This is a genomic window from Streptomyces lunaelactis (assembly GCF_003054555.1).
GTDB classification, from domain to species: Bacteria; Actinomycetota; Actinomycetes; order Streptomycetales; family Streptomycetaceae; genus Streptomyces; species Streptomyces lunaelactis.
Map to the genome: position 1 here is coordinate 4712193 of NZ_CP026304.1, position 24697 is coordinate 4736889.

General features: G+C 70.6%; 20 protein-coding genes and 4 pseudogenes. 13 read left to right on the forward strand and 11 right to left on the reverse strand.

Annotation, left to right across the window (positions count from 1 at the left end; all coding sequences use genetic code 11):
• Window positions 1–101: 101 nt before the first annotated feature.
• From SLUN_RS21755 to SLUN_RS21765, 3 genes are read left to right on the forward strand one after another with little or no spacing between them, the layout of a single operon-like run.
• Entirely contained in the window at window positions 102–1196 is a 1095-nt protein-coding gene (locus SLUN_RS21755) for an ABC transporter substrate-binding protein (RefSeq protein WP_254710320.1), read from the forward strand.
• The gene (locus SLUN_RS21760; RefSeq protein ID WP_108150798.1) at window positions 1197–2348 is read left to right on the forward strand and encodes a FecCD family ABC transporter permease; all 1152 of its coding nucleotides are present in this window, start codon (window positions 1197–1199) and stop codon (window positions 2346–2348) included. It abuts the gene before it with no gap.
• 38 nt (window positions 2349–2386) lie between these two features.
• Window positions 2387–3238 (forward strand): ABC transporter ATP-binding protein, encoded by an 852-nt coding sequence (locus tag SLUN_RS21765; RefSeq protein ID WP_108150800.1) that lies wholly within the window; start codon window positions 2387–2389, stop codon window positions 3236–3238.
• A 43-nt stretch (window positions 3239–3281) separates the two neighbouring features.
• Here SLUN_RS21765 and SLUN_RS21770 read toward each other — a convergent pair whose 3' ends face one another.
• The 4 genes from SLUN_RS21770 to SLUN_RS21785 all read right to left on the reverse strand — a co-directional run bounded on the left by SLUN_RS21770 (window position 3282) and on the right by SLUN_RS21785 (window position 8951).
• A complete protein-coding gene (locus tag SLUN_RS21770) occupies window positions 3282–4253 on the reverse strand; it encodes an L-tyrosine/L-tryptophan isonitrile synthase family protein (protein WP_108150802.1) in 972 nt (323 codons plus the stop codon).
• 110 nt (window positions 4254–4363) lie between these two features.
• Window positions 4364–5644: a cytochrome P450 family protein gene (locus tag SLUN_RS21775; protein WP_108150804.1), complete on the reverse strand. Its 1281-nt coding sequence runs from the start codon at window positions 5642–5644 to the stop codon at window positions 4364–4366.
• Between the two features lie 17 nt (window positions 5645–5661).
• A complete protein-coding gene (gene asnB / locus SLUN_RS21780) occupies window positions 5662–7512 on the reverse strand; it encodes an asparagine synthase (glutamine-hydrolyzing) (protein WP_108150806.1) in 1851 nt (616 codons plus the stop codon).
• A gap of 17 nt (window positions 7513–7529) precedes the next feature.
• Entirely contained in the window at window positions 7530–8951 is a 1422-nt protein-coding gene (locus tag SLUN_RS21785) for an MFS transporter (protein ID WP_108150809.1), read from the reverse strand.
• A 288-nt stretch (window positions 8952–9239) separates the two neighbouring features.
• Here SLUN_RS21785 and SLUN_RS21790 point away from each other — a divergent pair, with 288 nt between their 5' ends.
• Genes SLUN_RS21790 through SLUN_RS21800 form a run of 3 tightly spaced genes read left to right on the forward strand, consistent with a single transcriptional unit; the run spans window position 9240 to window position 12363 of the window.
• Window positions 9240–9518, forward strand: coding sequence for a hypothetical protein (locus SLUN_RS21790; protein WP_108150811.1), 279 nt, complete (start codon window positions 9240–9242; stop codon window positions 9516–9518).
• Window positions 9515–11845: a heavy metal translocating P-type ATPase gene (locus SLUN_RS21795; protein WP_108150813.1), complete on the forward strand. Its 2331-nt coding sequence runs from the start codon at window positions 9515–9517 to the stop codon at window positions 11843–11845. Before SLUN_RS21790 ends, SLUN_RS21795 begins: the two co-directional genes overlap by 4 nt.
• A complete protein-coding gene (locus SLUN_RS21800) occupies window positions 11842–12363 on the forward strand; it encodes a copper chaperone PCu(A)C (protein ID WP_108150816.1) in 522 nt (173 codons plus the stop codon). The genes SLUN_RS21795 and SLUN_RS21800 overlap by 4 nt, the downstream gene beginning before the upstream one ends.
• Window positions 12364–12443: 80 nt before the next feature.
• Here the strand turns inward: SLUN_RS21800 and SLUN_RS21805 are convergent, their stop codons facing one another.
• Both SLUN_RS21805 and SLUN_RS21810 read right to left on the reverse strand, forming a co-directional pair.
• A complete protein-coding gene (locus SLUN_RS21805; protein ID WP_108150818.1) occupies window positions 12444–13106 on the reverse strand; it encodes a sigma-70 family RNA polymerase sigma factor in 663 nt (220 codons plus the stop codon).
• 226 nt (window positions 13107–13332) lie between these two features.
• Window positions 13333–13962 (reverse strand): hypothetical protein, encoded by a 630-nt coding sequence (locus SLUN_RS21810; RefSeq protein ID WP_257153776.1) that lies wholly within the window; start codon window positions 13960–13962, stop codon window positions 13333–13335.
• Window positions 13963–14156: 194 nt separating this feature from the next.
• Here SLUN_RS21810 and SLUN_RS21815 point away from each other — a divergent pair, with 194 nt between their 5' ends.
• Window positions 14157–14561 (forward strand): BlaI/MecI/CopY family transcriptional regulator, encoded by a 405-nt coding sequence (locus SLUN_RS21815; RefSeq protein WP_108150822.1) that lies wholly within the window; start codon window positions 14157–14159, stop codon window positions 14559–14561.
• Between the two features lie 4 nt (window positions 14562–14565).
• Window positions 14566–14766, forward strand: a pseudogene (locus tag SLUN_RS41415) (M56 family peptidase); the annotation flags it as partial.
• Here the strand turns inward: SLUN_RS41415 and SLUN_RS21820 are convergent.
• Window positions 14732–15207, reverse strand: a pseudogene (locus SLUN_RS21820) (sporulation protein); the annotation flags it as partial. The pseudogenes SLUN_RS41415 and SLUN_RS21820 overlap by 35 nt on opposite strands.
• 339 nt (window positions 15208–15546) lie before the next feature.
• Here SLUN_RS21820 and SLUN_RS21825 point away from each other — a divergent pair.
• Entirely contained in the window at window positions 15547–18231 is a 2685-nt protein-coding gene (locus SLUN_RS21825) for an AAA family ATPase (RefSeq protein ID WP_108150824.1), read from the forward strand.
• 55 nt (window positions 18232–18286) lie between these two features.
• Window positions 18287–18671: pseudogene (locus SLUN_RS21830) on the forward strand (6-pyruvoyl trahydropterin synthase family protein).
• Between the two features lie 506 nt (window positions 18672–19177).
• Here SLUN_RS21830 and SLUN_RS21835 read toward each other — a convergent pair.
• From SLUN_RS21835 to SLUN_RS21845, 3 genes are all read right to left on the reverse strand, one after another.
• On the reverse strand, window positions 19178–19795 hold the full coding sequence (locus tag SLUN_RS21835; protein WP_108150827.1) for a GAP family protein: 618 nt from the start codon (window positions 19793–19795) through the stop codon (window positions 19178–19180).
• A gap of 73 nt (window positions 19796–19868) precedes the next feature.
• On the reverse strand, window positions 19869–20714 hold the full coding sequence (locus SLUN_RS21840) for a hypothetical protein (RefSeq protein WP_108150829.1): 846 nt from the start codon (window positions 20712–20714) through the stop codon (window positions 19869–19871).
• A complete protein-coding gene (locus SLUN_RS21845) occupies window positions 20711–21517 on the reverse strand; it encodes a right-handed parallel beta-helix repeat-containing protein (protein WP_217506080.1) in 807 nt (268 codons plus the stop codon). Before SLUN_RS21845 ends, SLUN_RS21840 begins: the two co-directional genes overlap by 4 nt.
• Between SLUN_RS21845 and SLUN_RS40505 the strand changes: the two genes are divergently transcribed.
• From SLUN_RS40505 to SLUN_RS21855, 3 genes and pseudogenes are all read left to right on the forward strand, one after another.
• Window positions 21501–21740: a hypothetical protein gene (locus tag SLUN_RS40505; protein WP_217506079.1), complete on the forward strand. Its 240-nt coding sequence runs from the start codon at window positions 21501–21503 to the stop codon at window positions 21738–21740. The genes SLUN_RS21845 and SLUN_RS40505 overlap by 17 nt on opposite strands.
• 24 nt (window positions 21741–21764) lie before the next feature.
• A pseudogene (locus tag SLUN_RS41420) lies at window positions 21765–22007 on the forward strand (LacI family transcriptional regulator); the annotation flags it as partial.
• Window positions 21994–22413: an ImmA/IrrE family metallo-endopeptidase gene (locus SLUN_RS21855; protein ID WP_108150831.1), complete on the forward strand. Its 420-nt coding sequence runs from the start codon at window positions 21994–21996 to the stop codon at window positions 22411–22413. The pseudogene SLUN_RS41420 and the gene SLUN_RS21855, both read left to right, overlap by 14 nt.
• A gap of 443 nt (window positions 22414–22856) precedes the next feature.
• Here the strand turns inward: SLUN_RS21855 and SLUN_RS21860 are convergent, their stop codons facing one another.
• Window positions 22857–23873 carry a hypothetical protein gene (locus SLUN_RS21860; protein WP_108150833.1) on the reverse strand — a complete coding sequence of 339 codons (1017 nt, stop codon included), beginning with the start codon at window positions 23871–23873 and terminating at the stop codon, window positions 22857–22859.
• Between the last annotated feature and the right edge of the window lie 824 nt (window positions 23874–24697).

The window sequence follows — 24697 nt, forward strand, 5'->3', positions numbered from 1 at the left end:
GTCCCGGAAGACGCGGGAACTGGCCGTGCGGTCGTCCCGACTAACTGTCCGGGGGCCCAGAGGCGGGTTCCTCTTGGCAAACAGATCTCCGGGAGACTCCGATGCGTCCTCGCGTGTGGTGCGGTACCACGGCCATGCTGGCCCTGCTCGCGACAGGCTGCGGCAGCGGCGATGGCGACAACGGCGCCGCTGCCGGTGGCAAGGCGGCGGACCCGGGCAAGGCGGCGGACGGCACGTCGGCCTTCCCCGTCGAGGTGACGGACTGCAAGGGCGCGGTCACAACGTTCGACTCCGCGCCGAAGAAGATCGTCACCAGCAACGCCTCCAGCCTCGAACTGCTGCTGCGGCTCGGCGCGGGGGACAAGGCGATCGGCACCGGCTTCCCGCCCGGCAAGGGCACGCTGCCCGGTGATCTGGGCGCGCAGGCCCAGAAGGTCCCGGTGCTCGGGGAATCGGTGATCCCCAAGGAGAAGCTCCTCGGCTCCGGGGCCGACCTCTACATCGACACCTTCGCGTCGATGCAGAACATGGGCGGCGGGATGGGAGACGCCCCCACGGACGAGGAGTACAAGGCCGCCGGGATCAAGCACATCTTCCTCAAGTCCACGGCCTGCGCGGTGATGTCCAAGGAGCCGCTCAAGGACCTGTCCGGGGTCCAGGAGGACATCACCTCGCTCGGCACGCTCACCGGTACCGCCGCCAAGGCCGAGGAGATCGTCACCGGAATGAAGAAGACGGTGGCCGGTGTCCAGGAAGCGATCGGCGGTGTCGCCGAGGGCGAGCGGCCGACGTACTTCCTCTTCGACTACGACGCCGGCACCAAGCAGCCCATCGCCGTGTGCGACAAGCAGATCGCCAACGCGGTGATCACCCTGGGTGGCGGACGGAACATCTTCCGCGACTGCGAAGGGGACTTCAAGCCGGTCGGCTGGGAGGACGTGGTGAGCGCGAACCCGCAGTGGATCCAGCTCGCCGTCCGCGACCGGGGCAGCAAGGCCGCCAATGACAAGGCGTTCGGCGAGGCCCAGAAGTTCCTGGAGACCTACGCCGCGACCAAGGGACTCAAGGCCGTCAAGGACGGTCGTTTCCTGCGTATCGGCTCGGAGGAGACCACCATCGCGGGGGTGAGCAACGCCGACACCGTACGCGCGATCGCCGAGGCCCTGTATCCCGACCGGGTCAAGGCGGCGCAGTAGATGCCGGTACTGGCCGGGGTGAGCAAAAGGGTCAGCAGGAAGGCCGGCAGGACGGCCGGCAACAAGTCCGGCAAGAAGGCTGACGAGAGGGCCGGGAGGGCTTCTTCACAAGGGAGTCCGGAGCGCCGATCCGTCCCGGCGGGGGTGGTGGCCGTCGTCCTCGGGGCGGCCCTGCTGGTCGCACTGACCGCCGCCGTCTCATGGGGTTCCACCGACATCCCGCCCGGCCAGGTGTGGTCCGTCGTAGGGCGGCGGCTGGCCGGCGAGGCGCCGCGGCCGGGCACGAACGACCTGATCGTGTGGCAGTTGCGGGTGCCGCGCGCCCTCCTCGCCGCGATCGTCGGCGCGGGGCTCGGCCTCGTCGGTACGGCGGTACAGGCCCTCGTACGCAACCCACTCGCCGATCCCTATCTGCTGGGCATCTCCAATGGGGCCTCGCTCGGCGCCGTCGCCGCGATCGTGCTCGGCGCGGGAGCGGGGGGTGTGCTGGGCCTGGGGCTGTCCGGGGCGGCCTTCGCGGGGGCGCTGGCGACCTTCGGCCTGGTGTGGGCGATCGCCCGTCGCGGGGGCGGGTTCTCGCCGCTGCGGCTGGTGCTGGCCGGGGTCGGGATCGGGCAGTTCCTGTCCGGGTTCACCAGCTATCTCGTACTCCAGGCGGGAGACGAGCAGCAGACGCAGAGCGTCCTGTTCTGGCTCATGGGGAGTCTGAGTGGCGCGAGTTGGGATCTGCTGGCCGTGCCTGCCATCGCCGTACCGGCCGGACTGCTCCTTCTCCAGGCGCGGGCTCGCGCACTCAACGCCGTGATGATGGGCGACGAGACGGCGGCCGGTCTCGGCGTGGACGTGACGCGGCTGCGCCGGGAGCTGTTCGTGCTGACCAGCGTGCTGACCGGCATTCTGGTCGCGGTCTCCGGGGCGATCGCCTTCGTCGGTCTGATGGTCCCGCACGCCTGCCGTCTGATCGTCGGCGGCGATCACCGCAGGCTGCTGCCGGTCTCCGCCCTGTTCGGCGCGCTGCTGCTGGTGGTCGTGGACATCATCTGCCGTACGGCCATGGACAACCAGGAACTTCCTGTCGGTGTCGTCACGTCGCTGATCGGCGCGCCTGCGCTGCTGTATCTGCTGGACCGACGCTTGGGCAGCGGCAGTTGAGGCGCGACTCTTGAGGAGAGACCGTTGAGGAGCGAGCGTTGAGGATCGACATCGAGGACCTTCATGTCGCGTACGCGGGCCGCACAGTGGTCGCCGGGGTCCACCTGATCGCTGACGACGGTGAGATCGCGGGCCTGGTCGGGCCGAACGGCAGCGGCAAGTCGACCGTCCTGCGGACCGTGTACCGGCATTTGCGACCGGCGGCCGGCCGGGTGCTGCTCGCCGGGTCCGACATCCGGGAGCTGACGCCCGTACAGGCGGCGCGGCGGGTGGCCGCGCTGCCGCAGGAGCGCGGCGGGGACTTCGAGCTGACCGTGCGGGAGGTCGTCGCCATGGGGCGTACGCCTTACAAGCGGGCGTTCGCCGGGGAGGACCGGGGCGACCGGGAGATGGTGACGCAGGCGCTGGAACGGGTGGGGATGGCCGGGCAGGCGGGGCGCGGGTTCTCGGCGCTGTCGGGTGGCGAGCGCCAGCGGGTGCTGCTGGCTCGCGCGCTGGCGCAGGACCCGGACGTCCTCGTCCTGGACGAGCCGACGAACCACCTGGACGTGCAGCACCAGGTGGAGCTGCTGGCCCTGCTGCGGGCCCAGCGCCGTACGACTCTGATCTCGCTGCACGACCTCAACGCGGCGGCGTCGGTGTGCGACCGGCTGCATGTGCTGTACGAGGGCGCGGTGGTGGCATCGGGCGCGCCGCGCGAGGTGCTGACGCCTGGGCTGCTGGCGGAGGTGTTCGGGGTGCGGGCGGCGGTGGTGGAGCATCCGCTGACGGGGGATCCGCTGATCGCGTTCGACCACCGGGGTGGCGTGTTCGACGCCCGGGGTGGGGTGGGGTCGCCGGGTGCGGGTGCCGTTGCGCGGGCCGGTTCCCCTGCCCGCCCATTCCCGTAACCGGGGCGCTGCCCCGGACCCGCGCCTCAATCGCCGGCGGGGCTCAATTCGAGGTCGGGTCCGACTCGAAGTGGCTTGGGGCGCCGTCCCTCCGCACCAGCCGTCCCAGGCCCTCCGCCCTCGACCTCGGCATCAGTTCCCAGGAGCCGTCCCCCTGGCGCAGCGCCGACGCGTGCCATGGCGTCGTCCATACATCCCGGCTGTCCAGCAGCCGTATGCCGAACTTGGCGGCGCCCGCCGGCTGTGGGTGGATGGACAGCCGTACCGAGCGCGGGTGGTGGGCCGCGATGAGTTCGCCCCAGGCGCGGCTTCGCTGGATCACTCCGTACGCCCGGCGCCGGCACTCGCGCTGGAGCGCCGATCTGGTGCCGGGGAAGCCGGTCGCGTCGTCGACGAGGAAGCGCGTGATGCCCCGGTAGAGCCGCAGGGTGTGCTCGTCGGCGTGGACCTCGGCGCGCAGGGCGTCGAGGGTGGGCGCGTACTCCTCATGGACCCGCGCCCGCTTCACGTCGTACGGCAGATCGCCGAGTACGTCGCGGAGGTCGAAGGTGCCCAGCCGGTCCAGCTCCTCGCGGCGGATCATCGCGCTCAGGGCGTCGGAGTAGGCGTCGATGTGCTCATCCGGTACGCCGATGAGGTCGCCGAAGACATGTCCGTCGGAGCAGATGACGAGGCGTGCGCCGGGTGCGTGGACCTTCTGGATCTCGGCGCACAGGGCGTCGAGAAAGGTGAGGGAGAGGCGTTCGCCCTCGTCGGGGAGGTGGCCGAGAACCTTGGCGGGGTTGGGTGACTTGCACGGGAAGCCGGGCAGCGTGAGGACGATGGGTTCGTCGTGGGCCACGAAGGCGGCGAGCCGGCGCAGTTGGTGGGGGAAGGCGGAGGCGGGGGCGGCCGCGTTCGGTTCGGAGGCACGGCGGTGGGGAAGCAGGAGTTCCAGGATCGCACCGCAGGTGCGGGCCACGGACGGCGTCGGGGCAGGGGATGGGGCAGTGATCCGGGCGTCGGCGGTCGGCATACGGTTCTCCACTGAGGCAAGGCGGCAAGGCATGACGGCGTGGCGGCATGACGGCGTGGCGGCATGGCGCCGTGGCGGTTGACGCCGGGCGCCCACGGGGTGGTCTTCGGTCAGTCGCGCCTGTCGTAGGCGACGGGCAGTTGGTTGACGCCCCGCGCGAGGACCGCGGGGATCCACTCGATCTCCTCGTCGGGTACGGCGAGGCGCAGGCCCGGCAGCCGGGAGATCAAGGTCCCGAGTGCGACCTGGAGTTCCGCGCGTGCCAGCGCCGCACCCGGGCAGAAGTGGATGCCGTGGCCGAAGGAGAGGTGCGGATTGGGGCTGCGGTCGAAGTCGAGGGCGTCCGGGTCGTCGAAGCGTTCGGGGTCGCGGTTGGCGGCGCACAGCGAGACGATCACCGAGTCGCCGGCCGGGATGCGGGTGCCGTGCAGCTCGGTGTCCTCGGCGAAGAACCGCCAGGTGGTGAGCTCGAAGGCGCCGTCGTAGCGGAGGAGTTCCTCCACAGCCTGTGGAAGCAATTCCGGCTCGGCGCGGAGCCGTTCGAGGTGTCCGGGGTGGCGCACCAGGGCCATCAGGGCGGTGGTGATCTGGTTGGTGACCGGCTCCTGCCCGGCGACGAGGAGCTGGAAGATCATGGAGTCCAGCTCCTCCTGGCCGAGTTCACCGGTGTCGCGGGCGGTGACGAGTCGGCCGAGGAGGTCGTCCTGCGGGTGCTGCCGTTTGTGGGTGACGACTTCGGCGATGTACGTCTGGAGGCCGCGCAACCGGGCCTCGTACCGCGGCCGTCCGGGGTCCGTCGGGCCGACCGGCTGGACGACCTTGCCCCAGTCGCGGTCGAAGCGGTCGGCGAGTTCGGCCGGCAGTCCGATGACCTCGGCGAGGACCTGGAAGGGAAAGCGGGCGGCGAAGCAGGACACGACATCGACATCGACATCGACATCGACATCGGGACCGGCACCGGCGCCCGTGCCCACGCCCGACGGCATCGCGTCGACGAGTGTGTCGGCGAGCTTCTGGAAGCGCGGCCGCAGTTCCTCGACGCGGCGCGGGGCGAAGGCGTCCAGGACCAGCTTGCGCATGGCCGTGTGCTTGGGCGGGTCCTGGTGCAGCAGGTGGACCTGGAGCTGGGAGTGCTGCGGCTCGGGCATGATCGAGGCGCGGGCCCGCCAGGTGTCATTGCCCAGGGCGTGGTTCTTGCCCAGGCGGGAGTCGTTCAGCGCCTCGTGGGCGGCCTGGTACCCGGTGATGAGCCAGGCGGCCACGCCGCTGGGGAAGCGCACCCGGTGGACGGGCCCTTCGTCGCGGAGCTTCTCGTACAGGGGGTACGGGCAGCGTTTGTAGTCCTGGCCGTGGAGGGGGACGGGGTCGGGGAGCGGTTCCTGCGGCGTCATATCAGGTCCTTGGGTGGTCAGAGGGTGAGCGCGGGCCGGTAGTGGTCGAGCCACAGGGCGAGGTCGACGACGCGTTCCAGGCGCAGCCGGTGGCCCCACTCCAGCTCTTCGGGCGGGGTGTCGAGGCAGGGCTTGATCCGGGTCTCGTCGGCCAGGTCGCGCACCTGTCCGCCATGGGCGGCGAGGGCGTCGCGGGCCATCTCCTGGAGCCCCCGGTTGTAGTCCGGGTGGTGTGTGGCGGGGTAGTGGTTCTTGGGCCGCCACAGGACGGATTCGGGCGCGAGGCCCGTACCGACAGCACGCAGCAGACTCTTCTCGCGCCCGTCGTAACTCTTCAGCGCCCAGGGTGTGTTGAAGGCGTACTCGACCAGGCGGTGGTCGCAGTACGGCACTCGCACCTCGAGCCCCTGCGCCATGCTGAGACGGTCCTTGCGGTGCAGCAGCTGGCGCAGCCAGCGGGTCAGGGACAGGTGCTGCATCTCCCGCTGCCGGTGCTCGACGACGTCCTCGCCGTCCGCGTGCGGTACGGCGGCGAGCGCGTCCCGGTACGTATCGTCGCGGAACTCACCGATGCGGAGCCTCGCGGCGAGGTCCGGATGCAGCGGCATGGCCGCCTCGTCGCCCGTGACCAGCAGCCAGGGGAACGTGGACGCGGCCAGTGCCTTGGGGTTGTGGAACCAGGGGTAGCCGCCGAAGACCTCGTCGGCCGCCTCCCCGGACAGGGCGACGGTGGAGTGCCGCCGTATCTCCCCGAAGAGGAGGTAGAGCGAGGTGTCCATGTCGCCGACGCCGATGGGCGAGTCGCGGGCGACGACCACGGCCTGCCGGTGTCCGGGGTCGAGCAGCGTGTGCGGATCGAGTACGACGGTGCTGTGGTCGGTGCCGATGAAGGCTCCCGCCTCGGCGGCGAAAGGGGTGTCGTGGCCGGTTCGCAGTACGTCGCCGGTGAACTGTTCGGCCTGGTCGCTGTAGTCGACCGCGTACGAACGGATGCGGGCGTCCGAGCCTTCGCGCAGCCGGAGTTCGTCCGCGAGGAGGGCCGTGAGCACGGTCGAGTCGAGGCCGCCGGACAGCAGTGAGCAGCGGGGGACGTCGGCCTCCAGCTGGGTGCGCGCGGCCCGGTCGACCAGTGCGCGGACCCGCTCGATGGCGGCGTCCCGGTCGTTGTACGACTCCTGGTCGTCGTACGACGGGCGGGCCTCCAGCTCCCAGTACAGGCGCTCGGTGATGCCTTCCCTGCCGAGCGTCAGCAGACCACCGGGCGGGATCTCGTGGATGCCGGACCACACCGTCGGCCCGGTGTTGAACAGCAGGCTGTACGCCTCGCGCAGCCCGTCGGCGTCCACACGCGGGGTGATCTCCGGGTGGGCGAAGAGTGCCTTGGGCTCGGAGCCGAAGGCGAGGCCGCCGTCGACGGCCGCCCAGTACAGCGGCTTGACGCCGAGCCGGTCGCGGACCAGCAGCAGCCGCTGCTCGTGCTCGTCCCAGACGGCGAAGGCGAACATGCCGTCCAGGTGCGTGGCCATGTCCCGGCCCCACTCGGCGTAGGCGCGCAGCACCACCTCGGTGTCGCTCCGGGTGCGGAACTCATGGCCCCGGCCGCGGAGTTCGGCGCGCAGCTCGTGGTGGTTGTAGATCTCGCCGCTGTAGCTGAGGACGGTCTGCTGCGACCGGTCGGTCATGGGCTGGGTGCCGCCGTCGAGGTCGATGACGGCGAGGCGGCGGTGGCCGATGGCGGCATGTGCGCCGAGCCAGATCCCGGAGGCGTCGGGGCCGCGCCGGGTGAGGGTGGCGGTCATCGCTTCGATGACGGGGGTGTTGGCGCGGGCGTCCTGGTGGAAGGACACCCAGCCGGTGATTCCGCACATACGGACTCTCCTGGGGGTCAGTTGCGGGCGGCCGGGGCCGTATCGGCGGTGGTGCCGGGCGGTGCGGGCACAGGCGGGGTGCGTCGAAGGGCGAGCAGGACCACGGCCAGACCGGCGGCCGTGGCGGCGAGCGTGAGCGCGGCCCCCGCGCCGGCGCCGTCCGCGGCCGGACCCGCGAAGCCCCAGGTGGCGGAGGCGAGAGCCGGTCCGAGTGCGAAGCCGAGGCTGCGGGCCAGCTGCACCACGGAGCCCGCGGTCGCCGTCGCGCCGGGCGGGGCCGCGCCCATGACGAGGGCCTGTGCGGGCCCTCCGTACAGGCCCATCCCCGCCCCGGCGAGGGCGAGCCGCCAGGCGACATCGGCCGTCGACCAGCCGTCACCCGCGCCGAGGGGGACGAGCAGCGACAGGCCGGCCGTGGTGAGCGCGGCGCCCGCGACGGCGGTGACCCTGGCTCCGTAACGGTCGGCGAGCCGGCCGCCCAGCGGGCCCATGAGCCCCATGGCGAGCGGGAAGGCCAGCACGGTCAGCCCGGTCGCCGTGGCGCTGAATCCGTTGTCCCGCTGGAGACGCAGGGCCACGACGTAGTGCATGGCGGCGAAGCCCGCCGCGAGCGCGAGCACCGCCGCGTTCACGGCGTACGTCCCGGATGCGCGCAGTACGGCGGCGACCGGCCTGCCTCCCGGGCCGCGCAGCCACCACACCAGCAGCGGGGGTGCCGCGAGACCGAGCAGCAGCCAGGCCGGGGCGCCGGGTGCGAAGGTCAGGGCCAGCAACAGGAAGGCGACCGCGGTGCCGACGAGTCCCGCGTCGGAGAGGGAACGGCGGTCGGGGGCGGGCAGCCGGCCGTCCCGTGGCATGACCCGGTAGGCGACGACGAACGCCGCGACACACAACGGGAGTTTGACGAGGAAGACCGCGCGCCAGCCGAACTGGTCCAGCAGTACGCCGCCCACGGCGGGTCCGGTCACCGCTCCGAGCGGCCCCAGGGTCGCGGGCACGCTCATCGCCCTGGCGCGCAGCTCCGGCGGCACGGCGCGGAAGGCCAGCACCGGCATCAGGACGAACAGCGCCGCGCCGAAGGCTCCTTGGGCGATCCGTGCGCCGATCAGCCAGGCCGCCCAGGGCGCCAGAGCGGCCACGACCCCGCACACGGCGAATCCGGCGGTCGACACGAGTACGGCCGACCGCAGCCCGGCGCCGTCCAGCCAGCGCCCGGCGGGCAGCAGCAGGGCCACCACCGGAAGCTGGTAGCCGAGTACGGCCCACTGCGCTGTCGAGGCGGACACGTCCAGGTCCCGCGCGATGTCCGCCAGCGCGATGTTGACGATGCTCATGTCGAGCATGGCCACGAAAGAGAGCACACCGGAGACGGCCAGCAGAAGCCGGCGGCCGCCTCCGGCCGGTATTCGACCCGGGGGTTCCTGTTTGTGCTGCGGCATCGTTCGTCCCTCCGAAGCCGTCCGGGTGCGGGCGTGCCGGACGGCAGCCTCCGTCCCATGAGTCGGCCGGGCAGGGGGGTGAGTTCCCGCGGAGTGCAGGCGAATTGAGCGACCGGAGACGGGCCGGAAGGACGCGGTGCTCTGCCGATGAGTCGGGTGGCGGAGCCCGGTGGTTCCCGTACCGGACCGGGAGAAACCTCACATCTCGTAACCCTGCGGTACGGGGGTACAGGGACGCACCGGCGTGCCAGCATGGCGCCCCCGGCGGCCTCATGTGCAGGAGCGACGATGACGGACCATCACCAGCGACCCCCCAGTCCGGCCGCTTCCTTCTCCGGCCCGGCCGGCTTTCTGGTCCTGCTCGTGGTGCTCTTCGCGGCGGCGTACGCCGTGGGGTCGGCGGCCGGTCCTGTCGCGCCGGGGATGCATCCCGGGCGGACCGGGCCGACCGTGCCGACCGGCGGTGACGGCGGGACGGAAGGCGGCACGGAGGACGGCAGGGACGGCATGGGGGACGACATGCACTCCATGACGTTCACGCAGCGCCGCGCGGGCGGTGGACGATGACCGCCGGACCGGCCGGTGCCGTGGCCACGACCGACCTGATCGTCGGCGGCATGACCTGCGGAGCCTGCGTGAACCGGGTCGAGAAGCGGCTCGCCAGGCTCGACGGGGTGAGCGCGACGGTCAACCTGGCCACCGGACGGGCGCGGGTGAGCCATCCGCCGGAGCTCGACCCCTCGGATCTCGTCGCGGCCGTCGAACGCGCCGGTTTCACCGCCGAACTCCCCGCACCGCCGGAGCCCGAGCAGGAACCGGGCGACGGGCACGACCGCGGTCCGGGCGAAGGGCACGACCGCGAGCCGGAGGATGTGGCCGACCGCGAGCCGGAGGACGCGGCCGGGCGCGAGGAGCGCCGACGGCTGCTGGTCACGGCCCTGCTCGCGCTGCCGGTGCTGGCCCTGTCCATGGTCCCCGCCCTTCAGTTCCGCAACTGGCAGTGGCTGTGCTTCGCACTGGCCGCCCCGGTGGCCGTGTGGAGCTCCTGGCCGTTCCACTCGCGGGCGCTGCGCGGGCTGCGGCACTCCGCCGCGACCATGGACACCCTCGTCTCGCTCGGCGTGGCCGCCGCCTTCTCCTGGTCGGCGTACGCCCTCTTCCTCGGCGGGGCGGGCGAGCCCGGCATGCGGATGCAGTTCAGCCTCCTGCCGTCCGCCGACACCGGAGCGGCGCACCTCTACCTCGAAGCGGCCGTCGCCGTACCGCTGTTCGTACTCGTCGGCCGCCTTGTGGAGGCACGCGCCAAGCACGGCACCGGATCGGCGCTGCGCTCGCTGGCCGAACTCGCCGCCAAGGACGTGGCGGTACGGGAGGGCGACGGCGAACGCCGGATCCCGGTCGCGCGGTTGCGGGTGGGCCAGGTCTTCACGGTCCGGCCAGGCGAGAAGGTAGCCACCGACGGCGTCGTGGTGGAGGGCAGTTCAGCGCTCGACCTGTCGCTGGTCACCGGCGAGAGCGAGCCGGTCGAGGTCGGCCCGGGGTCCGCCGTGGTCGGTGCCGCCGTCAACTCGGGGGGACTGCTGCTCGTACGGGCGACGGCTGTCGGCGCCGACACCCAACTGGCCCGTATCACCCACCTGGTCACCGAGGCGCAGGCGGGGAAGGCCCGCGCCCAGCGGGTCGCGGACCAGGTCGCCGGCGTCTTCGTACCGGTGGTGCTCGCCCTGGCGGTGACCGTGCTCGGATTCTGGCTCGGCGCGGGCGCCGACGCACAGGCGGCCGTCACCGTCGCCGTCGCGATCCTGGTGGTCGCCTGCCCGTGCGCGCTCGGTCTCGCCACACCGACCGCCCTGCTCGCCGCCACCGGACGCGGGGCGCAGCTCGGCATTCTCGTCACCGGGCCGCGGGCGCTGGAAGCCCTGCGCCGCATCGACACCGTCGTCCTCGACAAGACCGGCACGCTCACCACCGGCCGTATGCATGTCACCCAGGTCACCGCGGTGCCGGGTGGTATCGGCCGGGAGGCCGCGCTGCGGCTGGCCGGAGCGGTCGAACAGGGCTCGGAGCACCCACTGGGCCGGGCCATCGCCGCGTACGCGGGCAAGGCGCTCCCGGAGCGGCCGCTGCCCGGCGTCACGGACTTCACGGCCACCCCCGGGCTCGGTGTCAGCGGCGGTGTCGAGAGCCACCGTGTGGAGGTGCGCGCCCCGGGCGACGACAGCCCGGCGGAGCCCTTGTCCACGGCGCTCGCCGCCGCCGAGGCCGCCGCCCACACCGCCGTCCTGGTCCGGGTGGACGGAGTGACCGAGGCCGTCATCGCACTGGGCGACCCGCTGCGGCCGGGCGCCTACCGCGCCGTGGAGCGGCTACGGCGGCTCGGCCTGCGGCCGGTCCTCGCCACCGGCGACAACGCGGCCACCGCCCGCGCCGTCGCCGCGGACCTGGGCATCAGCGAGATTCATGCCCGCTGCACACCGCAGGACAAGGCTTCGCTGGTACGGGAGTTGAGGGCGCGGGGCCGCCGGGTCGCCGTGATCGGCGACGGGGTCAACGACGCTGCCGCGCTCGCCGGGGCGGACCTGGGTATCGCGATGGCCGGCGGCACCGACGCGGCCATCGGCGCCGCCGATGTGACGCTGGTCCGCGAGGACATCGAGGCCGTCGCGGACGCGGTCCGGCTCGCGCGGCGGACGCTCGGCACGATCCGGGCCAATCTGGTCTGGGCATTCGGCTACAACCTGGTGACCGTGCCGCTGGCCGCGACCGGGTGGCTCAACCCCATGGTGGCCGCGGCCGCGATGTCGGTGAGTTCGCTGCTGGTGGTCGGCAACAGCCTGCGCCTGAGGGGCTGGCAGCCGTCGGCGTCCCGGAGCCTGACGGGAAGGCAGACATGACGGACAGTACTCACCGCTCCGCGGGCATACGGCGTTCCGTCACCGCCCTCGCGCGGGCGGCGCTGGCCCCTGTGGCGGCGAGCGCCCTGGCCCTGGGCGGGCTCACCGCCTGGACCGCCGTCGGCGCCGCCGGCAGCCCGCCACGGCTCGACGTCATCGCCGCCAGGTTGCTGCTGCCGTTCAACGACAACGAGGTCACGGCGGCCGTCTTCCGTATCCGCAACACCGGTGACGCGGATGACGAGTTGACGGGTGTGACGTCTCCGGTCATGGGCAGCGCCATGCTGACCGGTGACTCGCCCGCGCGGGAGGGGGCGGCGCGGATGCGGATGGTGGACGCGGCCACGGTTCCCGGACGCGGGGAGCTGGCCATGTCGCCGTACGGTCTTGACGTGATGGTCGAGGTACGCGAGCCGTTGAGGGAGGGCCAGGAGATCCCCTTCGTCCTCCACTTCAGGGACAGCGAACGGATCAGGACGATGGCGGTCGTCGTCCGCCCCGGCGACTGGACTTCCTGAATCAGCGCCCTGATCGCCGCGCCGGCCGGCTCCGGGCCCGGGCTGCCCGGTACTGGAAGCGGCCGGCGCGACCTACGCGTTCAGCGCGTTCTTCCCGGGAACGGCACGCGTACCGCGGCCGCCACCCCCGCGCTCTCCGCCGCGTTCAGCAGCGTCGTCATGTCCGCGCGGGCACGGGCCACGCGCGAGCGGACGGTACCGATCGGGCAGCCGACCTCGGCCGCTGCCTCCGCGTAGGGCAGACCGAGGAGTTGGGTGAGGACGAATGCCTCACGGCGCGGGGCGTCCAGCGCGTCCAGCAGGTCGAGCAGGGCAACTCCTTCCTCGAAGCCGGGCTGGCCGCTCTGCTGCGTACGCTCCGCCGCGGCCTGCCAGTCGCGGGCAGCGGCGATACGGGGACGGGCCGCGGCCGCGCGGTAGCGGTCGACGACGACGCGGCGGGCGATCGACAACAGCCAGACGCGGGCACAGGAACGGCCCGCGAATCGGGGCAGGGCGGTCAGGGCCCTGAGGAATGTCTCCTGGGTGAGGTCGTCGGCGGCGTGCAGATCGGCGCTGAGATGAGCGACGTAGCGCCATACGTCGCGACGGGTGGCGCGTATGAAGCTCTCGATCGCCTCCCGGTCACCGCTGCGGGCGGCCAGCGCCCACTCGGTGACCTGCGCGTCGTCGCGTATGTCGCTGCGTACGTCGTTCCGCGCGGTGGATGCCTCGCGCGGAGCCCGTTTCAGGGCAGGGGTCATCGCAAAGTGTCCTTCGGATGCGTACGGGACCTGCTGCCTGTCGGCTGCGATCCCGCTGGTGGGCAGCCCTCCGGGGCACGCGTCGTCAGCGGTACGAGTCGTTGGTACGAGTCGTCACGGCTACAAGTCGGAGAAGCGCGCGGCGGAGAACCACAGGGGCAGAAGGCCGGCGCGCGACCACGCCGGTCCATCGCCCGTCACCGGTCGAAGTCGCCGGGAGGGGCGGTCAGCAGAAGACCGGACGCCCCGGTGGACCCCTGCGCGAGACGACATGACGCAACAGCAGACGGCGCGGCTGCCGCTCCGGACGGAGCGCGGTCGACCGGCGCCCAGGCGGCGTGGGCGCGCCCGTGGCGGCGAACATCCGCACGGCCAGCCACAGTGGCGCGAACACGAAGGCGCCCAGCGCCCGGCCCAGCCGGAACACCGCCGCCTCACCGCGCCACAGCCACAGCCCGCAGAACAGGCCGGCCAGGGCGTGGGCCAGCACCATGCCGACCGAGGTGCCGTGCCCGGCCGCGGCCGTCGCGGTCACGCTGTGGTGGTGCATGTGCGCCATGCCGGTACCGGCCATGGTGTCCGTGCCCGGCGCGTGCCCCAAGACGGCCTGGGAGGTGGTGAACGCCGCATGCAGCACGAGCTGCGCGACCACGGTCGAACCCGTCACCACGAGGGCCCCGCGCTCCCGCCCGGTCAGCCACCACGCGCCCGACGTCACCACGGCGAACGCGGACCCCATCACCCAACCGGGCAGCGAGTCGCCGGACATGAGCGCGTGCCCCAGAGCCGTCATCGCCACACACACGGCCGCGAAGATCGCGGAACGCGCGAGACGGAAACAGGGCCCGGAGGTCATGGCGGCCATCGTGCCATCACTCGCCTACACGGGGACTGGAGTCGGGCAGATCCGTACCGGCGCTGCGTAGCGCGGCCGGGCACCCGCCTCTCGTTGGGCGATGCTCCGCAGGCACCGGACGTACCGCGACAGGTCAGTACGATGAGGCGCTCCTCGTAGGCACTGCGGGGGGTACGGCTGGAAGGGGACGAGCCATGACGTATCGCGAGCGAGGCGGCTCCCAGCCGCGTCCCCGCCGGCGGGGGCAGGGCGAGCTGGAGGTGCAGGTGCTGGCGGTGCTGCGGCAGGCGCCGGGGCCGGTGAATGCCGGGTGGGTGCAGAAGCGGCTCGGTGACGGCCTTGCGTACACCACGGTGATCACCATTCTGACGCGGCTGTACGACAAGGGAGTTGTCACCCGGGAGCGGGCCGGACGCTCCTTCGAGTGGCGGGCGGCCGCGGACGAGGCCGGGCTTGCCGCACTGCGTATGCGCAGGGTCCTTGACGCGGAGGCCGACCGGGAGGCGGTCCTTGCCCGGTTCGTCACCGCGCTGTCGGCGGACGACGAGCAGCTGCTGCGCGGTCTGTTGGGGGACGCCGAGGACGGGCCGGTGGTCTGAGGCGGTGGGGGGGGGCGTCTTTCTGCCGCTGGTGCTGCCCTTGACGGCGGTGCCGGTCGCCCGCCTCGCCGAGCAGCACCTTCACCCGCACGTCGCCACCAGGCTGCTGACCGCGCTCGCCGGTGTGCTCGCGCTGTGCAGCACGTTGTGTCTGGGGCTGCTGGTTGTCCAACGTCCTGGTGGCCGACCGGGAAACGGGTCACCGCGTCGTGGCCCTCGGAGAGGATCCGCCGCGCTTGTCGGCCTCGAGGGCCACCTCCAGGCCGTCGGGCGAGGCGAGGAAGGTCGCCTCGATCTCATTGACCGCATGCGCGTATTGCGGGGGCGGGCTGAGCTCGATCTCCTGGTAGAACGGCAGTCGCTGTCCCGTCCCGCCGATGCGCCCGTACTCCAGGTCCGCGGTGCGGAAGCCGAGCTGCCCGAGCGCCTCAAGGACCGCTTCCTGCACGGGCAGCGGCGCGACGCTCAGCGGGTCCAGGTCGCCCTTGTCCTTCGCGCCCGCCGCCGACGGTGAACCGCTCGAAAGTGACGAAGCCCTCGGCCTCGCCGTCTTCGTGCTCGGCCTCGACCCGGGCGGCCAGCTCCAGGACGTCTCCACTGTGGGGCCACCCACGCCGAGCGAGCCGAGCAGCCGTTTGAACACCATCGTGGCGTCCACTCCTTCGTGCTGAGTGCCTGTCAGAGCCCTGTCTCTACAGGACTGTAGAAGCGTAGGGGTGGCCGGCCGCGGTCCTGCGGATGATGAATGGGGGAATTCGCTGCCGCCGCACCTCGCGGACCTCGCCATGGCCGTGGTCGTGCGGTCTTCACCGGCGCGGACGCGGCGGTCAACGACCCGGGTTACCGGCGGGCCGTCCAGGATCCGCGAAGAGCCGGGCGCTGTCGGGCGGCGGGATTTCTGCTGACCGTTTGATCTACGGTAGGGCGGCAAGTGCCCACACTGGAACGAAAGTTCCGCGACTACTCGAGAAGCGGGGAACGTGTGGTGTCGACGGAGTTCGTCGATCGCGTCGAGGATATGGCCGAACTGCGCTCGCTGGTGGCGGACCTCGCAGACGGGCGAGGCGGCCGGGCTCTGGTGGTGGACAGCGTCTCGGGGATGGGGAAGTCCGCGCTGCTGCAGGCGTTCACAGGACATGCCGCTGCTGCGTCGCCTCCGCATACCTGCCGTGCCGTCACGACGCGGTGCCATCCGGGCATCGGGTCCGGTCTCATGTACGGCCCGGTCGTCGACCTCCTCCTGAAGCTGGGAGAGGACATCAAGCAGCCGGGAGTTTTCCGTCGGATGCTGAGCTTCACCGGCCAGGGCGTCGTCCGCTCCGCACCAGAGGTGCTGTCCGCCATCGTTCCGGGCCTTGGAGCGGTGTTCACCCTGGGCAGGGAGGTCACCGAAGCGTCGCTCGCGTCCGGGTCGATGCCCTTCGACAGCCTCTTGCCCTTCCAGCAGGGCGCTGCGGTACGGATCGTGGAGGCGCTGCTCGAGTTGGTCCGACAGGGGCCGCCTGCCGTTCTGCTGATCGATGATGTCCAGCACAGCGATCCCAGCAGCCTGCTCGTACTGGATCAGCTCCTGCGCAGAATCTCGGGCGAGCCGATCGCGGTCGTACTGAGCCACACGACGGATGGGGCTTACCTGGACGGCCCGGGCGCGATGGTGGAGGAACTGCTTCACCGCTGGGACACGGAAGGGCTGATCCAGCGCCGGACCTTGAACGGATTGCCGGGGGACGCGGTGGCAGAGTTGGTCGAGCGCAGGCATCCCGATGCGCCGTCGGCCCTGTCCGAGGAGCTGAGTCAAGTGACGCTGGGGCACCCCATCTTCGTCACTCTTTGCCTGGACGAATGGACCCCGGAGCAGGGTACGCGGATCGCCCTGCCTGCCAGCCTCTCGCGCGTCGTGGAGGGCCGCCTGAGGATGCTCGCCGAGCAGGACCGTGAACTGCTCGCCATCGGCGCCACGCAAGGATCGACGTTCTTGTCGCGCACGGTCGCCGCCGTCAAGGGCGCACCGCATGACGAGGTCATGGAGCGGCTGCGGCGCATCGCCCAGGACCATCGGCTGATCGTTGCCGAGGAGCCTCCCGGCTGGGCCCGGATGGAGGCTTCGGACTGCTATCGCTTTGAACACCGTGCGCTGTGGGGTGTGGTCTACGCCCAGCAGAGTGCGGAGCAGACCCGTTCGCGCCATGCCCGCATCGCGTCCGCCCTCACCGTCGCCGGTGCACAGGAGATGCCGCTCGAACGCCGGCTGGAGATCGCCCACCACCTGCGCCTCGGCGGCCCCGCATGTCTCGCGGCCTCGGCCGATGTCCACTATGCACTCGCCCGGGACGCCGCGATGGAGGGGCTGTCGTTCGCCGAGGCGGAGCAGCACTGTGACGTGGCCATCAGCGCGGCCCGGGACCTGCCGGAGCGGGAGGAGGGCCGGGATCGTCGGCTCGTTCAGGCCGTTGAGCTGCTGCTGTCGCTGACCGAAGTGCGCTGGCGGGGACAGAGCCGGCCGGCCGGAGGTCCGGACATCGACGCCCTGGCAGCCGAGGCCGAAGCGGCGGCAGAACGCTGCCGAGCACCGGAGCTGAAGATTCGCACCAGGCTGCTGCGCGGCAAGACCCTCCTGGCCACACGGGGTCTCGTACCTTCGCTCGACAAGCTCCGCGAGGCGGTGGAACTGGCCGAGAACCACGACGACGCGGTGGCGCTCTTCGTCGCGCGGGTCGAGTACGGACGACAGGTCTCGAAGCGCAAACTCGCAGACGGACTGGCACAGCTTCGCGAAGCCGAGCGCATGTACGCGTCCGACGCCCGCCTCGGCGGCAGCGACGACCCCGTCCTGCAGCACGCACGCAACCTGGGGGAGATGCAGCTCGGCATCACCCTCTTCGACAGCGGCCACCTCGGCGAGGCGCTCACCCGCCTCCACCGCTGCGTCGAGCGTCTGCGCAGCGAACCCCTCAGGGCCGAGTTGCCCATAGCGCTGAATTACCTCGCGCAGGTGTACGCGGGTCTCGGGGCAGACCAGGAGGCGGAGGCAGTACTGCGGGAGGCTCTCGCCTTCGAGGCGGACCGGGGCGGAGACAGCGGATGGCACGCGTACAACACGGCGCTCCTTGCCCACATACTGGCGGGCCGGGCCGACAGCCGTAGCGAGAGCCTCGACCTGGTGACCGCCGCGTGGGCCGAGACCGAGCGGACATGGCTGGTCAATCTCGTGCCCATCGTCCGCAACCTCTACGCCGAGATCCTTCTCCGCACCGGGGACGCAGCCGGCGATGTCCTCGACCAGGCATACCGACTGGCCGCCGCCACAGTTGCCGAGACTCAGCGCAGTGGCATGGTCCGCAGCGAGATCGCAGCCCAGTCTCTCCGCAGCCGCATCCTCCTGCTCCAGGGCGCACCTGGGCCTGCCGAGAGCGCCGCCCGCGAGGCCCTTCGTATCCTCGACGAGGTCGGGGACATGCCGGCCCTGCGGACCGAGGAGGTGCTGTACTACTCCGCCGTCGTCCTGTCCGCGCACGGTGCTCAGGACGAGGCACCCGCTCTGCTCGAGCGGGCACGAGCAGAAGTCGCACGCAAGGCGGACCTGGTCGGGAGCAGCGCCATGGTCCGGCGCTTCCTCGCTAACGTGTCTCTCAACCGTGCCATCCGCGCGGGGGAGGGGGTCGCCCGGTGAAGCCGGGGCAGCGTCTTCAGAAGGCTGACCAGCGGGATGGGAGACTGGGACAGCCATGCTGACGATCACCAAGGAATTCCACTTCTCGGCGAGCCATGTCCTGGATCGGCTCCCGAGTTGGCATCCCTGCGCCCGCATGCATGGTCACAATTACGTCGTCGTCCTGGAACTCTCTGCCCGCCGCGATGGGCTGACCGAAGAGGGCTTCGTCCGGGATTAAACGGGACCTTGATGTGTTCAAGAAGTGGATGGATGACACCCTCGATCACCGTCACTTGAATGAGGCGATGGGGGGGGGTATCTCCCCGTCGGCGGAGAATCTCGCCGTGTGGATCTTCGACCTCTGGGTGGAACGACTGCCTGAACTCACAGCCGTGAAGGTGTCCGAAACACCCAAGACATGGGCTGAGTATCGACCGGGGCGGCGGCTGCCCAGCTGACATACGAACATCGCCCGGCACTGGCACCGAGCTCAGTGGCCCGTCAACGGCTACGACAGTGAGGGCGCGGCCCACCCCCTCGTCCAGCGCCGCTCGGGGAGCCGGCGATCGAGGTCGGCTCCCAAGACGACCCCCTGACCTGGTGTTTCAGCTGTCGGGGTGGCGGGACTTGAACCCACGACCTCTTCGTCCCGAATAAGGTCCGGGCAAGATCCAGACCTGTTCTTGGGGCTTCGGGAGAAGATCTTCTCCCAGGTTTCTCCCAGAGCGCCGTCGCTTGCGACGCGTCGGATCCACCCCGCTCCCCAAGGCCATCGACTTCTGCTTCTGCCTCCGTGCGACAGCGCGGCCTCGTGATTCCGGGCGCTCGGTTGGCTGCCGCTGATCGTCCGTCCAAAGCGGTAGTCGCTGCCGATGAAGCGTGTCCCGCCGCTCGGCGCCCGGCACTCCGGTCGCGGCGTCCTCTTGTGCCGCCGCGTCGATCTCGCGCTCGTCCGGCGTCGCTGCTACCCAGCGAGACTGTTGGCGGCGATGGCGATGAAGAACATGATGACGATCTCACCGACGACCCACGAGTGCGTGTTCATCCAGTCGCGAGCCTTCGGCAGGAATTCCTGCCCCCGTTGACCGAACAGCAGAAGCAGGAGCGCCGGTAGCGCCAGCAGCAGCAGGGTGAGCAGCACGAAAGGAAGCAAGTGCCACCACGGATCGCCGTGGTTTGACAGATAGGTGCCGACGGCCCACGAGGTGAGGATGTCGGTCGGGAACACACCCAGCAGCAGGAAGCCGAGCCTGAATGAGAACCTCGGGCTCGCAACCTCCAGCTTGCCCATCCATTTCGGCGGCTTCGATTCCTTCCGCTTGAGGAATGTGTGGAGCGCCGCAGCAACAAGAAGGACCAGGACCACGATGTCAAGCGTGTCGTTCGACGCCCCGGCGTCGGAGACGCCCGAGCCCACGAAGAACGCGACCGTGACGAACCCGGTGATGGACAGGGCCGCACCGGCGATATAAGCGGCCGAGTTGCGGCGCCAGTTTTCGCTCGTCGCGAGGAAGATGGCGCTGAGGATCTGCGGACCGGCGATCATCACGAACGCCATCGGGAGGATCTTCAGTAGGTTCACGACCGAGCCACCCTTCCGGGATCAGTCCGCCTTCGCCTGACAACGCTAACCGAGCGCGCGACGGGCTGCACAGTCACTCGGACGAGCATGGCGCACCGTTGGAGCCAGGCGGGGAGCGAATCGGCTCCCAGATGGCTCCCGGCGGCTTGGTGAAGCTGTCACGGGGTGGCAGAGGCCGCGGGGTGGCGGGTGGCGGCGGCTGTCGGGAGATGTCGGCGGTCATCCAGGTGCCGGAGCCTCCCAGGCGTGCGGCGAAGCGGCGCAGGCCGCCGTCGGCGTCGACCCAGTAGCGGGTGCGGCCCGGCGTCCCGGGTGCGGACGGCGCTGCGGGGGCGGGCGCGTCGGCGCTGCCGGGGCCGGAGAAGACCGTGACCGGGACCCCGGAGATCTTCTCGTGTCCGAGGACATGTGCGCTGCTGCGGACGAGGAGCTGGGCGTTCTCGGGCCGGTCGGAGCCGAGCGAGAGCAGCAGGAGCAGGGTGCTGTCCACGGTGGCCGAGCGGGGTTCCAGGCGACGCTCGCTCCAGCCGTCGGCCGGAGGCTTGTCGGGTCGCGGGCCGGTCCAGTTGAAGCGGGCCGAGACTGTGGTGCGGTTCCAGCGGAGCAGGTGGCGCCAGTGGGTGGGGGCTCCGGGGGTCTCGTCGCGCAGTTCCGCGTAGCCGGTGTGCGCGCGCCAGTCGAGTCGGCCGTCGAGCCGGAGGGTCCGGCCCGGCACCGGGATGGTGGCACTGACGGTTCCGGTGGCGCTGCGGTAGTTGGTGAACCGGGTCAGCGCGAGGAGCTCGGCCTGTTGCTGCGTCAGTGCCGCCCGGTCGCCGGCGGGCCGGTCGGCGGCGGGCCCGGTGCAGGCCGCCGAGGCGAGCAGCACGGCCAGCAGGAGCGCGGCCCGGACGGGCCTGCGGGTGACGCGCGGCGTCATCGGGCGGTGGTCGTCGGTCGGCTGCGGTCGGCGAACAGGTCTGCGCCGGGCAACGGTACCCGGCCGGGATCGACGGGTCCCGGCAGTCCGTCGGCGGGAGCGGCGGGCGCGGTCGCGGCGTCCGGGAGCTGGGGCTGCGCCGGCGGCGGGGCAATGTCCAGGAAGGGGATGCCGGGAGGTGCCGGGTCGGTGCGCGGGGACGGGCCGGCGGCTTCGGGATGGCCGTGCGGGCAGGCGGCGATGGACTTCAGGTCGGTGGGCAGGGTGGTGCTCAGGGTGTTGCCGTCCAGGCAGTTCCCGCGCCCTGGCGCTCGCACGGAGGCACGGTAGGCGACGTCCACGCCGTTGCCGGTGAGCGTGTTCTCGCGGAGGCGGTTCTCCCTCGGGGCGAGGTCCTCGTTGGAGGCGAGTACGACGCCTGCCCGGGGGTTGCCGGTGATCCGGTTGCGGAGGAGTTCGTTGCGCTGCCCGCCGGCGATGCCGATGCCGATGCCGAAGGCGCCGTCGGCCTGTTCGGGGGTGGCCGGGTCCGCGTTGTCGGCGATCAGGTTTCCGGCGATGGTGCCGCCCCGCTGGGGGACGTACGCCTCCAGGTAGTCGGAGTTGACCGTCAGCCCGACCCGGTTTCCGGTGAAGCGGTTGCGCAGCACCCAGATCGGCCCACTGGCATTGGTCCCCTCGTAGCCGATGGCGTTGTGCTCGGCGACGTTGTCGCGGACGAGGATGTGGCAGGGCTTTGCACTGGCCGACGTAGAGCCCGGAGTCGGCGCTGCCCGAGGCGTGGTTGTGTTCCAGGACGCCATGCTGGGCGTTGAACGCATAGATGCCGTAGAGGCCGTTCGCGTGAGCGGTGACGTAGCGCACCCGAAAGCCCTTCAACGGGGGGAACTTGGCCGGATCGAGGTGCCGATAGCCGTCGCTGCCCCTGGCGAGGCCGCCGTTGCTGTCGCTCATGCCGGTGACGAGCACGCCGTTGAGGAGGTGGTTGCGGACGGTCCCGAATCGCTGCTCACACCAGACCCGTGACCTGCGACTTCACGATGCACACGACTCAATCGCCCTGACCGCGTCGCTGAGGTCACGCGGGCGCGAGTGGAGAAGGCCATCGCAGACCTCGGGTTCGTGCGGGGCGGCACGGTGTCGGAGCACGCAGCCCACTGGCGCCGAAACGGCTTCGCCACTTGGCTGTTCACCCCGGCAGCCTCTGGCTGGTACCCGAAGAAGGCCCCGCAGGAGGCGCGACCCGTGCCGCTACTCGGCGAGCCGTGGCCCGTTCCTGATGCCCGGCGCCGAGATCGCCGATGAGCTGCCGAAGCGGCTTGATTGGGAGGCTCTCTACGCGCTCAAGAGGCGCTGGGGGACCTCACTGAAGTCGCTTGTCTATCGCGCTCATGCGCTTGGCGTGTTCCGGGAATCGACCTACAAGCGAGCAATGATGCTGCTTGCCCAGAATGGTGATCCAGAGCCGTGCGAACTGGGCCCTCGTGAGGCTCCGTTGTTGCTGGAGAAGGCAGTGCGGTTGTGTGAGGAGACTGGCGTGCCGTTCGACGAACTCGTTGCGCGATCAGGTCTGCCCTTCGATCTGGCCAACGAGGTCTATGCCACGGCGACGATGACACGCCCTCGGTTGTCCCTTGATGCCTCGTCGGAGCATGTGGCCGGTGAGGCGCCTGCAGCCCTCCAGCTCTTTCCAGGCTGAAGGATCCGACGCTCGGAGAGACTCCGCTGAATTCAGCAGGGCTAGAGCCAGGCCCTGCTTCGGATGGCAGCGAGGAAGAGCGTCTCGGACCTGAGGTCGGCTCTGTTCAGGCTTGGTAGGAGTGCCGTGCGTTCGTTCGCATGGATGCGGCTTCCGATGGAGCGCACTTGGCTGTGAACAACGGATCAAGAATCCGCTGTCGGCACGGTGCCAAGTTCTGGTGCTTCCACTGCCTGTTCCGGTTGAACAGGTTCTCTACGCTTTCCGGCCGCACGGCGGCGCTCTGTCACGTGCCACCGCTGACGCCGGTGCTCAAGGACTGCCTTCCACAACTCCAGGCGATGGCGCGAGTCCCTCGGGAACGTGAAGCGGAGGACTCCGAGGACGACAGCGGTCACCAGCACGGGTGCGGACTCTGGGTGTTCGGCAAGAAACGGCACGGATCAGCCCTTCTCATCGGACAGCTCAAGCGAGGCGGTGCCCAGGGTCACGCGGAAGGCGCCGCCATGGTGGGTCAGCCTTGCGCCCTTGATTCCGACCTCCCGGTGGGTCAGAGCCATAGCCAGGTCATAGGGCTCTGGATAACCGGTCCAGCGGAAGGCCCACGAGTCCCCGGAGCCCCAGAGCCGGCGCACGGCGCCGTGCAGCCTCACATCAGGCTCCCTCCTGTGTTCGGCGCCGGGGCGCTCCAGAGGGTCCCAGGACAGACTGGTCGCCCAACGGCCTCTCCGGTCAACCAGGTTGTAGCGCGAGACGAGACCAGCCAGCAGGGCCGTGGCGTCGTGCGAGAGCGGGGGGATCGCAGCCAGTGCACGGCGCTCGTGCTCGGTGACATGGTGGTCGATCGTGAGATAGCGGTGTCGGGGACCGAGGCTGCGCTTGTTGCCGCGCGGGCAACCGTCCGGGTCACCGGTGATCGTCAGCAATGCACCGGTGGGCAGATGACGCAGGCACAAAGAGCGCTGCCCGTGGCACGCGTAGCTCACTTCGTGCCGTAGCCCAGGCATGCCCCGTGAGCCAGCGCCCTCGGTAGCCAACAATCGCGTGGCCACGTTGTCCGGGGCGCGTTCCGCCACCATCACCAACTGGTCGCGGCGGGGCGACATCACAGGGTCGTACGAGGCGACAACCGCGTAGTTCCATCTGGCCGTCGGACCCGTGTACACGTTGCCGTTGAAGAGCGCGAGCGCCAGCAGGGCCCTGAAGGCACGCTGGTCGTCCGAGCAGTGGTCCAGGCCCAACCCATGAGTGTCATGGTCGATCGCGGATTGGGCGGCGGCGTCACTCTCCCCGGTGTATTCGACACGGAGCGGGATCCGCTCCTGGGGCGCAATGGTGTGGACGGGGAGTGCGCCCAACTGACCTGAGGCAGTCAACCGTGCCTGCTGGAAGGGGATGACGTCCCCGGACTCGCGCCGGATACGGTGGGCGAGTTTGGCGATGTCTTTGTTGAGCGTCATGTCCGGCTCCTGATGGGCACGTGCCAGTGCTCCCGCCCACTGCGCCCCATAGGAGGAACGACAGTTCTGCATCACGCGTGCCCAACGGCACTTTGCGCCCTCAACCCCGGGTGACTGCGGGAGGAACCCAGGTCCGACGTAACAGCGAGCGTGGTCGCCTGATGGGAGCATAGCGCCGGACGGGGTGTGAACGACAGGTTTTCGCCCTCGGGCAACCTGGGTCATGACGGCACCCACTTGTGTGCCCGTCCTCCATCGCCTTGGCCCGTTTGAACCGTGGGAAACGACGATCTGACTCATCACTGACAAGCACGTCGCGTTTCCCGATCGCGCTCCCTCGCCTGGTCACGTCCACGGATGTGATCAAGGCGCTTGGCGCTACCTTCCGGGACGCCTCTGTGATCGATCTGGCGACTGTCTGTTCGCGAACCTGTAGGTGCGGGTCAACGCAACCGAGACGTGTTGTCTCTGCTCGACGATCATCTGCTGGGAGACCCCGACCAAGATCTTCTCCCAGATTTCTCCCAAACGATCACCGGAGACGCAGGAAGGGCCTGATCCTCAATGAGGATCAGGCCCTTGACCTGGTACTTCTCTGTCGGGGTGGCGGGATTTGAACCCACGACCTCTTCGTCCCGAACTATCGGCGGGGCGGTCGCTGAGGTCCGATCGACTGGTCAGCCGGGGTGCCTGGGGCTGATGCTGGTGGGCTGCGGTCGCGCTGGTTGCTGTACTTCGCTGCTGTACTGCAACGGCCCTGACTTCCCCCGGGACCACCGCTTTAGGAGCGTGGTGGGGCGAGTTGGGGCCTGACCTGCGGCACG